The following is a 10,859-nucleotide window of genomic DNA, read 5'->3' as shown; positions in this document are numbered from 1 at the left end:
CGTTTTGTTCTTGCCCACACCTGTCATGCTGGATGCGGCAGAAACACTGCAGGAGTTTTCGGTTGCACTATGTTGGTGCGTGATTGAGCCGTTATTTCTGCTTGGTTACTTTGACATAGTTTGTTTCTCTGATTTATTAGCCATCTCTGATTTAGGGCGCTGCACAGGGCCAGAATTGGGCAAAGATTCAGCCCTATCCAAGCGAGGTAACGCTAGGTAAATTCTGTGGCAAGGGCTGACACTTTATGTTCTGATGGAGCTGTAAGTTGTTGGGGGCCTTATGGAATTACTACAAAAACTATCAATTAAACAAAAATTTTTATTTGGTGTCGGCGGTGCTATTGCATTGTTGCTGGTTGCCACATCCTGGTTCACTGTTTATCACATCAGTCAGCTAACCCGCCATCAGGTGGAAGCTGAAGTGAGCAGCCTGGTCGAAACTGAGGCTGGTTCTGTGCGTAAATTTTTTGCGGAATATGCCCAAGTTGCCAGGACCTTTCTGGACAGTCCTCAGTTTCAGCAATGGTTCATGCAATACCCCGGGCGAGGCACTGAGCTGAAAACTGTGCCTGATTATGACAGCATTAATAACACTTTTATCAGGATCAGCGAACGGGACCCTGTGATTCTATCGGCATTTTTTGCCTTGGACCGATCTGCCGAATATTTTCGTGAGAACTCCAGGACAGGGGTTGATAAAGAGGGGCCAGACGCGGGTAAAGCTGATAAAGGTTATTTCGCGACTCAGAGGCCTTGGTATCTCGAGAGCCTGAAACATAACATGTATTTTGTCGGTTCACCTTCTGCAGACTTTACTACAGGTATTGTCTCTGCAGTAGTGGAAGGCCCTGTTTATCTGCCTGATGGTACTTTGCTGGGCGTTGGAGGGTTGGATTTACATCTGAACAAAATAGGTGAGCAGATTGAGCGCATTCAGTATGAAAATGCAGGCATTCCTTTTTTACTGGACAGCAAAGGCCAGATTGTCCATCTGTCGGTCAAGGCTGGCCTGACGCAGCGTAAACCGAACGATGATTTCGCTTTACTTGACCAGGAAGCTGAGAGTTCAGGGTTCAGGCAAATCGCGCTTGCGGCTCAGCAAAAGCACGCCGGTTTTGTTCCTGTGCAGTTTAAAGGGCACAGTTATTACGCATCTTTTCAGCCTGTCACCCAAGATTTTCCTAAAATGAGCTGGCAGGTTGGTTTGCTTATCCCCGCTGAACTGATTGAAGGGCCTATCCAACAGGCGATCAATTGGGCCTTGCTGTTCACCTTGTTTATTCTTGCAGTGATTACCCTGGTGGTGTTGGCGCTGACTCAGGTGATCCTGAAACCTCTGACGCAACTGACGTTGGCTATGCAGGATATTGCCAGTGGCGAAGGTGATTTAACCCGGACTTTATCAGTGCAAAGTGCCGATGAAGTAGGTGTGCTGGCTACCCACTTTAACCGTTTCCTCTGTAAGCTGCGCACTTCATTGCAAAGTACATCCGAACAGTCGGTTCAGGTGCATCAGTCCAGTCGTCAGTTAAATATGGTCGCTATTCAGACAGATCAGGAAATTCAGAGCAACAAGCAACAAATTGATGCCGTATCCGCTGCTGTGACCGAAATGTCGGCAACTGTACTTGAGATAAGCCGCAATGCGCAGGCAACCAGTACTGCCGCAACAGCGGCCCAGCAACGGGGGGCCGAAGGCGTCGTGTTGTCAAAGGCGGCGTTGCAGGATATGTCCGCACTGGCAAACACCATGTCAGACGCTGTGGATGTGGTTGTAGGGTTGGCGAAAGAGTCTGAAAATATTGGCGCTGTTGTGGATGTGATCAAAGCTATCGCTGATCAAACCAACTTACTTGCTCTGAATGCTGCCATTGAGGCGGCTCGTGCTGGGGAACAAGGCCGGGGTTTTGCCGTGGTGGCCGACGAGGTTCGCTCTTTGGCCGGTCGCACCAGTGAAAGTACCGGGCATATACGTTCTATGGTGGAGAAACTGCAAGCCATTGCCAAAGAAGCTGAGTTGAAAATGCAGCAAGGCCGTGAACAAACCCAGTTAAGTTCAGAGCGGGCCAGAACCATGCAAGGCGCTCTTGAAGCTATAGGTTCGGCTATTGAGGTGGTACAGCAGCAAAGCTCGCAAATTGCGGTAGCCACTCAGCAACAAGGTGTTGTAGCTGAAGAGATTAATCAGAATCTGCACCGTATTACTCAATTGGTGGATACAACAGCTGCGCACGCCGCAGAGTTGACTTCTGAGGCTCAGCAATTGGATCAGTCGGCAACTGCTTTAAGTGCTGTGGTTTCTCAGTTCCGGATCCACCGGTAATTCTGAGGTTTAAGGCTGACGCCGCTTGGGCGTCAGCTTCATTTCATTACTTTAAAAACTCAGCAGACAATTTCAGCTCGTCGTTTAAGTTCACACCCACACCCCGGTCAATAATGTTTTGTGCTATTTGTTTGGCTTCGTCCAGAGAGTGCATCTGGGCCGTACCGCACTGATAAATATTCAGCTCAGGGATTTCGGACTGATTTTGTACCTTCAGTACATCGGCCATAGCGGCCTGCCAGGCTGCAGCAACGCGCTGTTCGTCCGGTGTGCCAATCAGGCTCATATAAAAGCCAGTACGGCAACCCATAGGGGAGATATCAATAATCTCCACATCAGCACCATTTAAGTGATCACGCATAAAACCTGCAAATAGATGTTCCAAAGTATGAATACCTTTTTCCGACAGGATCTCCTGGTTTGGGACACAAAAACGCAAATCAAACACAGTGATGGCATCGCCTTTGGGCGTATTCATTTTTTTGGCTACCCGTACCGCTGGGGCTTTCATAATGGTGTGGTCAACGGTGAAGCTGTCTAATAATGGCATAATCAGTCTCTTTAATTCCGATGCAGATGATTCGGATTATACGCTTTTGGTTGACGAATGGGGGTAGAAAATTCAGCCCGAACCGCTCTGGTAATTGCATAAGCTATGCCGCCAAATCGCGCTTTATCTTTGACAATTGCTGCTTTATCGCGCAAATAGAAAAATTTTTCAGAAAATAACCTTGAATCAACTAGGGATAAACCCCATTAACGGTTCAACACAATATTAATTGTTCAGATTAAGTAGCGGAGAGCAGTTATGGGTAGAATTATCGGTATTGACTTAGGTACAACAAACAGCTGTGTAGCCATTTTAGATGGTGACAAGCCTCGGGTTATTGAAAACGCAGAAGGTACTCGTACTACGCCTTCTATCATTGCTTATGCTGATGATGGCGAAGTATTAGTGGGCCAGCCGGCAAAACGCCAGGCGGTGACCAACCCGAAAAACACCCTGTTTGCGATCAAACGTCTGATTGGCCGTCGTTTTGAAGACGCTGAAGTACAACGCGATATCAAAATTATGCCATTCCAGATCGTGAAAGCGGACAATGGGGATGCCTGGGTTGAAGTTAAAGGCAAAAAACTGGCTGCGCCGCAGATTTCAGCTGAAGTGCTGAAAAAGATGAAGAAGACGGCTGAAGACTACCTGGGTGAACCAGTGACTGAAGCGGTCATCACGGTCCCTGCCTACTTCAATGACGCGCAACGTCAGGCGACGAAAGATGCCGGTCGTATTGCTGGTTTAGAAGTGAAACGTATCATCAACGAACCAACCGCAGCCGCGTTGGCTTACGGTATGGACAAGAAAAAAGGCGACACCAAAATTGCGGTGTATGACTTGGGTGGTGGTACCTTCGATATTTCTATCATTGAAATTGACGATGTCGATGGTGAACAAACCTTCGAAGTATTATCAACCAATGGTGACACTCACTTAGGTGGTGAAGACTTTGACTCACGTCTGATCAATTATCTGGTGGATGAGTTCAAAAAAGAACAAGGCATTGACCTGCGTAACGACCCGCTGGCGATGCAACGTCTGAAAGAAGCCGCTGAAAAAGCCAAAATTGAGCTGTCGTCAGCCTCTCAGACCGAAGTTAACCTGCCGTACATCACAGCCGATGCGACAGGTCCGAAGCACTTAAATATCAAAGTGACCCGCGCCAAGCTGGAATCTCTGGTGGATGATTTAGTGGCCCGTACTATCGAGCCATTAAAGCAGGCGCTGAAAGATGCCGACCTGTCGGTCAGCGATATTGACGACATTATTCTGGTGGGCGGTCAGACCCGGATGCCAAAAGTTCAGGAAGCTGTGGCTGCGTTTTTCGGTAAAGAAGCCCGTAAAGACGTGAACCCGGACGAAGCTGTAGCCGTAGGTGCGGCCATTCAGGGCGCTGTGTTGTCAGGTGACGTCAAAGACGTATTGCTGCTGGACGTCACGCCTTTGTCTCTGGGTATTGAGACCATGGGCAGCGTGATGACGGCACTGATTGAGAAAAACACCACGATCCCGACTAAAAAGTCGCAAGTGTTCTCAACAGCGGACGACAACCAGTCGGCAGTGACCATCCATGTGCTGCAAGGTGAGCGTAAGCAGGCGTCTGCGAACAAATCCCTGGGGCAGTTTAACCTGGAAGGTATTCGTCCTGCGCGCCGTGGCGAGCCACAAATCGAAGTAACCTTCGACCTGGACGCCGATGGTATTCTGCATGTGTCTGCTAAAGACAAAGACACGGGCAAAGAGCAGAAGATCACTATCAAGGCCTCTTCTGGTCTGACTGATGATGAAATTCAGCGTATGGTGCGTGACGCCGAGTTGAATGCCGAAGAAGACAAGAAGTTCGAAGAACTGGTGCAAACCCGTAACCAGGCCGATGCGTTGATCCACGGTACCCGCAAGCAAATTGAAGAAGTGGGTGCAGAGCTGGCAAGCAACGACAAACAAGAGATCGAAGCGGCTATCAGTGCGCTGGAAGCCGTGATCAAAGGCAGCGACAAAGCCGAAATTGAAGCCAAGACGCAGGCGTTACTGCAAGCGGCTCAGAAACTGGCCGAAGTGGCTCAGCGTAAAGAGCAGCAAGGCGGTGGTGCAGAGCCTCAGGCGAAAAACGCCGGCGGCGATGACGTGGTCGATGCTGAGTTCGAAGAAGTGAAAGACAACAAGTAATCATTGTGTCGTCGTCAGCGGCTCTTTAAGATGCGCTGACACTCAGAGTCAATCCAAGCGGCCGCCTTAGTGCGGTCGCTCCTTTATAAGATGAGCTGTTATGTCGAAACGTGATTATTACGAAGTCCTTGGTGTTGCCAAAGGCGCCGATGACAAAGAAATCAAAAAGGCCTATAAGCGGCTGGCGATGAAGTATCACCCTGATCGGACTCAGGGGGATAAAGCCATGGAAGAAAAGTTTAAGGAAGTGCAGGAAGCCTACGAAATTCTGTCGGATGATCAGAAACGTGCTGCCTATGATAAATACGGTCATGCCGGTGTGGACCCTAACAGGGGCGGTGGCGGCGGTGGGGCTGACTTCAATGATATTTTCGGCGACGTATTCGGTGATATCTTTGGTGGCGGCCGTCGGGGCCAGTCACGTGCCCAACGTGGATCAGACTTGCGCTACAATCTGGAGCTGAGTCTCGAAGAAGCGGTCAAAGGCAAGTCGGTTGAAATCAAAGTGCCTACCTGGGTCAGCTGCGATAGCTGTGATGGTACAGGTGCAAAAAAAGGCACCCAGGCCAAGTCATGTCCGACCTGCCACGGTGCAGGTCAGGTCACTATGCGTCAGGGCTTTTTTGCGGTGCAACAAACCTGTCCGACCTGTAATGGCCGCGGCAAAATCATTCCGGATCCATGCACTAAGTGCCATGGCGATGGCCGCGTAGAAAAAACCAAAACTCTGTCGGTCAAAATTCCTGCCGGTGTGGACACAGGCGATCGTATTCGTTTGGCCGGTGAAGGTGAAGCCGGTATGTTTGGTGCTCAGGCAGGTGACCTGTATGTGCAGGTGCATGTGAAAGACCATCCGATTTTTGTCCGGGATGGTAATAACTTGTACTGCGATGTGCCGATCAGCTTCAGCACTGCGGCTTTGGGGGGCGACATCGACGTGCCGACGCTGGATGGCCGTGTCAAGCTGAAGATCCCTGCAGAAACCCAAACCGACAAGATGTTCCGTTTGCGTGGCAAAGGTGTGCAGTCGGTGCGGGGCGGTGGCGTCGGCGATCTGGTGTGCAAGGTGGTGGTTGAAACGCCGGTCAACCTCAGCGAACGTCAGAAAGAATTGCTGCGTCAGCTGGACGAAAGCTGGATAGGTGACAGCGAAGGCAAACACAGGCCAAAATCCAAGGGATTTTTTGATGGGGTGAAAAAGTTCTTTGATGATTTAACAGGTTAAGTGTCAATTCAGCAAACCACCTTAAGGTGGTTTGCTGTTTTTAACCCACACCAAAGTTCAGATGGCGGCGTGCCAACAGATGCAGGAGGGAGATATGCGTCGTTTTACTTATGCCTTATTGGCGGTTTCTATGGTGCTGGCCAGTTGTGCCCAGTCGCCGACAGGCCGGCGGCAATTGATGTTGTTTGATGAATCCAAACTGAGTGCTATGGGCTCGCAGACCTTCGAAGGCATGAAAAAGGACATGCCTGTCAGCAGCAACAAAAAAATTAACCAGTACGTCCAATGTGTGGCGAATTCGCTAATCAAACAGACGGATGCCAAATGGCAGCAAACGCCGTGGGAAGTCGTGGTGTTTGACGATGATCAGGTCAATGCCTTTGCCTTGCCCGGCGGCAAAATAGGGGTTTATACAGGGCTGTTACTGGTGGCTGAAAACCAACATCAGCTGGCGGCAGTGATGGGGCATGAAATAGCGCACGTGATAGCAGGGCACAGCAATGAACGTTTGTCGAGCGACCAGTTTATTCAAACTGCATTAACAGTGGCGGATGGTGCTCTGGCTGCAACGGGTACTCAATACCAGCAGCAACTGATGACGGCTTTTGGCGTTGGGGCACAGATTGGCGTGGCTTTGCCTTTTAGCCGGACTCATGAAAGTGAAGCCGATATTATTGGTCTGGATTTGATGGCCAAAGCAGGCTTCGAACCAGCCCAGTCCGTGAAGCTGTGGCAAAATATGGCGGCGAAGGGCAGTGGTGGCACACCGCAGTTTTTGTCCAGTCACCCGGTGCCGGAAAATCGCATTAAAGCGCTGAATGCCCATATGATGGTTGCTGAGGGCTATTATCAGCAGCGTCTTAGCCGGGGGTCTCAACCTTCCTGCAGTAAAGGCTGATGCACCACAACGGAAAAACAACAAGGCCCGCATTGCGGGCCTTGCTTCATCAAGTGGTTATTTGCTGCGCTCCATGGCGATACGCCCAACCGCAAAGACCGCGAGCAGCAGGCAATAAAAGCTTTGAGTGACCACGTCCCAAGGCGATAAACCAAAGCTGGCGCCGAGCAGCAGCGCCTGAGCCCCGTATGGCACCAGGCCCTGTGCAATACAGGCAAACACATCCAGCAGGCTGGCACTGCGTTTGGCACTGATCTGGTGCTCGGTCGCAATCTGCTTGCTAACGTCACCTGCAACCACAATGGCCACAGTGTTGTTGGCGATACAAAGGTTGCTGACAAACACCAGCAGCGCAATGGCCAATTGCTGTGCTTTGTTGCCCGCCAACCGTAGTTTCTCCGCATAGTCACTGATATGGTGTGACAGGTAGTCCAGACCGCCTTGCTGCTTTATAAATTCACCCAAAGCACCCACCAGCATCGACAACAGAAAAATTTCCTGCATCGAGCCAAAGCCTTTGTAAATATCTTTGCCCAGCTCCGCCAGTGGGTAATCAGCAAAAACGGCACCTTGCACCGCTGCCAATACAATGCCCAGCAGCAGCACGGCAAACACATTCAGACCGGCGACGGCCAACACCAGAATGGCGGCATAAGGCAAGACACCGGTCCAGTTGAATTCCTTGACCGTCACCTGGCTTTCGCTGTGACCGAGCAACACAAAGAGCAGTAAGGTCAGCAGCGCGGCTGGCAAGGCAATTTTCAGGTTTTCGCGGAATTTATCTTTCATCTGTGCACCCTGAGTGCGGGTCGATGCGATGGTGGTGTCTGAGATAATCGACAGGTTATCTCCAAAAATAGCGCCGCTGAGCAGCACACCTGCCACCAAGGCTGGTTCCAATCCTGCCTGTTGTGCCAGACCAACGGCGATGGGGGCTAAGGCACCTATGGTGCCCATCGAAGTGCCCATTGCCGTCGCCACCAAGGCTGAAATCACAAACAAACCGGGTAATAAAAATTGCGCCGGAACCAGGGACAGGCCAGCATTAACCACGGCATCGACACCCCCACTGGCCTGAGCCACTGAGGCAAAGGCACCAGCCAGCAAGTAGATAAAACACATGGTGATGATATTGCTGTTGCCAGCCCCCCGGACCGCAACCTCAATCGCCTGATGCAAGGGCGCTTTAAACAACCAGATAGCCAGCACTAAAGCCGGAATGATAGCAACAGGGCCGGGCAGCTGGTAAAAGGCATAATCCACCCCTTGAGATTGCAGGTAGAGCCCGGTGCCGAGAAATAGTGCGACAAACAGCAGCATAGGCAGTAAGGATAAACGTGCCTGCTGTTTTTCCGAATGAGTCATTCGTGATCCTCTTTAAATGGGTGAGGTTTTTAAAATCTGGCGGAATATATAGACGTCCAGAAGTCCTGTCAAATAAGAAAATGGCCTGAGTTAGAACCTGTTTCTGCCGTCAGGCTGATGAAAAAACAGCCTATCTGCTTTTTGTTCGGCTGCCTACTCTGCGACGAACTCCCTTGAACTTTGGTTCGGTCAGGCGCATATCTGAAAGATTACTACCAGAAGAGTCAAACCTTATGCAGAATTTCTCCTATCAGAACCCAACCCGTATTGTTTTTGGAGCGGGCCAGCTGTCACAGCTGAGCCAATTGGTGCCTGCGGATGCCCGGGTGTTACTGACCTATGGTGGTGGTTCTATCCACAGGAATGGCGTATATCAGCAGGTGACTGAGGCGCTGAAGCAGCATCAGGTGGTAGAGTTTTCAGGCATTGAACCCAACCCAAGTTACGAGACTCTGAGCAAAGCTGTGGAGCTGGTCAAAAAGGAGAAACTCGATTTTATTCTGGCAGTGGGTGGGGGCTCTGTCGTGGATGGCAGCAAGTACATAGCTGCCGCAGCCTTGTTGGAGCAGGATGGTTGGGCCATTTTGCAAAACAAAGTACGGGTGCGGCAGGCCTTACCTTTAGGCTGTGTGTTAACTTTACCGGCCACAGGATCAGAAAGTAACCCTCATGCGGTCATCACCAAAAAGGCGACACAAGAGAAGTTGTCTTTTTCCCATCCGGCCGTTTTTCCTCAGTTTGCCGTATTGGACCCGACAGTCACTTATAGCCTGCCGCCCAAACAAATTGCCAACGGCGCGGTGGATGCCTTTGTGCATGTGATGGAGCAGTACATGACATACCCGGTCAATGCGGCCGTACAGGATGCGTTTGCGGAGTCCTTGCTAAAGATCCTGATTGATCTAGGCCCAAAAGCGCTGGCACAACCAGAGAACTACGATGTGCGGGCAAACCTGATGTGGTCTGCGACTATGGCGTTAAACGGGCTGATCGGTGTTGGCGTACCGCAGGACTGGGCCACTCATGCCCTGGGCCATCAAATCACCGCTTTGTATGGGCTCGACCATGCCCAGACGCTGGCCGTGGTGTTGCCTGCGTTGCTGCAGCATCAACGCAGCGTCAAAAGAGACAAGTTGCTGCAGTACGCTCAGAATGTCTGGGGGCTAAGCCATAACGACCCGGAGCGGCTGATGGATGACGCCATTGCACATACCCGGGCTTTTTTCGAACGGATGGGCGTGCCTACCCGTTTAACGGATTATGGCTTACCGGCAACTGCGGCTGAGGAATTAGCGGCCAAAGTCAGGGCTGTTGGTTTGCAACATCTGGGTGAACATGGTCAAATTGACTATGCCGCGTCACAAGCTATTTTCCGCGCTGCGGTCTGAGGTTTTTATTGCTTATCCATCCAGACTGCCGTTAAATAGCGGCCGATTTTGTCTTCTGTTGAGGTAACGATGAGCAGCGTAGGTATTTTGGGCGCCAATGGCCGGATGGGGCGTGCCCTGGTGACTGTGGCCAAAGAGCAGGACTTGCCATTTGCCGCTGCGACGGTTCGCCTGGGCTCTGAGCTGGCGGGTCTGGATGCCGGAGACCTGGCCGGTTGTGGTAAAACCACTGTGTTATTACAACAAACCACGCTGACGGTGATACAACAGGCGGATATCTGGATCGACTTTACGATGCCGGACGCCATGCTGCAACACCTGGAACTGGCGGTGCAGGCGAAAAAAGCCATGGTCATTGGTGTCACAGGCCTGACCGATGCTCAGTATGCTCAGGTGCAGGCGGCGGCGCAGCAGATCCCAATCGTTTGGGCACCGAATATGAGTGTTGGCGTCAATCTGTTGCTGCATTTGGTGCAAACAGCCGCCAAAGTGATGGGCAATAGCGCTGACATTGAAATTATCGAAGCACACCACAGATTTAAAAAAGATGCACCGTCAGGCACTGCAATGGCCATAGGTCATCAGATTGCCAAAACCCTTGGGCGCAATCTGGCGGACCTGGCCGTCTATGGCCGGGAAGGTATCACGGGCGAACGTGATCAGAAGACCATTGGATTTGCGACGGTGCGGGGCGGCGACATCATTGGGGATCACACAGCACTCTTTGCTGACCTTGGCGAGCGTCTGGAAATTACCCATAAAGCTTCCAGTCGTACTACCTTTGCACAAGGAGCCTGGCGCGCCGCGCTCTGGTTGCAAAATAAGCAGCCAGGACTTTATTCTATGCAGCAAGTGCTGGGATTGGCCGACTTAGCATAGATTTTTGAAGACTATGTTATAAAAATGCATCAAACCAGTCATTTTTATAAATAATCAAAAAA

9 protein-coding genes are annotated in these 10,859 nt (G+C 51.0%); 7 read left to right on the top strand and 2 right to left on the bottom strand.

Features of this window, described 5'->3' with window-relative positions; genetic code table 11:
* Together WKJ04_RS01120 and WKJ04_RS01115 are read left to right on the top strand one after the other, a co-directional pair.
* Positions 1–220, top strand: a 220-nt coding sequence (locus tag WKJ04_RS01120) for a hypothetical protein (protein WP_337878732.1), incomplete at its 5' end; no start/stop codon positions are given.
* Positions 221–280: 60 nt separating this feature from the next.
* Positions 281–2,323: a methyl-accepting chemotaxis protein gene (locus tag WKJ04_RS01115; RefSeq protein ID WP_337878731.1), complete on the top strand. Its 2,043-nt coding sequence runs from the start codon at positions 281–283 to the stop codon at positions 2,321–2,323.
* Between the two features lie 46 nt (positions 2,324–2,369).
* Here WKJ04_RS01115 and luxS read toward each other — a convergent pair whose 3' ends face one another.
* Positions 2,370–2,873 (bottom strand): S-ribosylhomocysteine lyase, encoded by a 504-nt coding sequence (gene luxS, locus WKJ04_RS01110; RefSeq protein WP_337840888.1) that lies wholly within the window; start codon positions 2,871–2,873, stop codon positions 2,370–2,372.
* Positions 2,874–3,131: 258 nt separating this feature from the next.
* Here luxS and dnaK point away from each other — a divergent pair, with 258 nt between their 5' ends.
* The 3 genes from dnaK (at position 3,132) to WKJ04_RS01095 (ending at position 7,165) form a co-directional block, all read left to right on the top strand.
* A complete protein-coding gene (dnaK, locus tag WKJ04_RS01105) occupies positions 3,132–5,042 on the top strand; it encodes a molecular chaperone DnaK (RefSeq protein WP_337878730.1) in 1,911 nt (636 codons plus the stop codon).
* 100 nt (positions 5,043–5,142) lie between these two features.
* Positions 5,143–6,267: a molecular chaperone DnaJ gene (gene dnaJ, locus WKJ04_RS01100; protein WP_337840886.1), complete on the top strand. Its 1,125-nt coding sequence runs from the start codon at positions 5,143–5,145 to the stop codon at positions 6,265–6,267.
* A gap of 94 nt (positions 6,268–6,361) precedes the next feature.
* The gene (locus WKJ04_RS01095; RefSeq protein ID WP_337878729.1) at positions 6,362–7,165 is read left to right on the top strand and encodes a M48 family metallopeptidase; all 804 of its coding nucleotides are present in this window, start codon (positions 6,362–6,364) and stop codon (positions 7,163–7,165) included.
* Positions 7,166–7,222: 57 nt separating this feature from the next.
* Here the strand turns inward: WKJ04_RS01095 and WKJ04_RS01090 are convergent, their stop codons facing one another.
* A complete protein-coding gene (locus tag WKJ04_RS01090) occupies positions 7,223–8,530 on the bottom strand; it encodes a Na+/H+ antiporter NhaC family protein (protein ID WP_337878728.1) in 1,308 nt (435 codons plus the stop codon).
* A gap of 233 nt (positions 8,531–8,763) precedes the next feature.
* Between WKJ04_RS01090 and WKJ04_RS01085 the strand changes: the two genes are divergently transcribed.
* Positions 8,764–9,918, top strand: coding sequence for an iron-containing alcohol dehydrogenase (locus WKJ04_RS01085; protein WP_337878727.1), 1,155 nt, complete (start codon positions 8,764–8,766; stop codon positions 9,916–9,918).
* A 69-nt stretch (positions 9,919–9,987) separates the two neighbouring features.
* Complete coding sequence (gene dapB, locus WKJ04_RS01080; RefSeq protein ID WP_337878726.1) at positions 9,988–10,797, top strand: 4-hydroxy-tetrahydrodipicolinate reductase; 810 nt, start codon at positions 9,988–9,990, stop codon at positions 10,795–10,797.
* Positions 10,798–10,859: the final 62 nt, after the last annotated feature.

This window comes from Rheinheimera sp. (genome assembly GCF_037442345.1).
In the GTDB taxonomy this organism is placed as follows: domain Bacteria; phylum Pseudomonadota; class Gammaproteobacteria; order Enterobacterales; family Alteromonadaceae; genus Pararheinheimera.
This window is presented reverse-complemented; position numbering and strand designations above follow the sequence as displayed.

Coding starts and splice junctions, on each gene's coding strand:
- WKJ04_RS01115 (WP_337878731.1), top strand. CDS start 281: ATGGAATTACTACAAAAACTATCAATTAAACAAAAATTTTTATTTGGT.
- luxS (WP_337840888.1), bottom strand. CDS start 2,873: ATGCCATTATTAGACAGCTTCACCGTTGACCACACCATTATGAAAGCC.
- dnaK (WP_337878730.1), top strand. CDS start 3,132: ATGGGTAGAATTATCGGTATTGACTTAGGTACAACAAACAGCTGTGTA.
- dnaJ (WP_337840886.1), top strand. CDS start 5,143: ATGTCGAAACGTGATTATTACGAAGTCCTTGGTGTTGCCAAAGGCGCC.
- WKJ04_RS01095 (WP_337878729.1), top strand. CDS start 6,362: ATGCGTCGTTTTACTTATGCCTTATTGGCGGTTTCTATGGTGCTGGCC.
- WKJ04_RS01090 (WP_337878728.1), bottom strand. CDS start 8,530: ATGACTCATTCGGAAAAACAGCAGGCACGTTTATCCTTACTGCCTATG.
- WKJ04_RS01085 (WP_337878727.1), top strand. CDS start 8,764: ATGCAGAATTTCTCCTATCAGAACCCAACCCGTATTGTTTTTGGAGCG.
- dapB (WP_337878726.1), top strand. CDS start 9,988: ATGAGCAGCGTAGGTATTTTGGGCGCCAATGGCCGGATGGGGCGTGCC.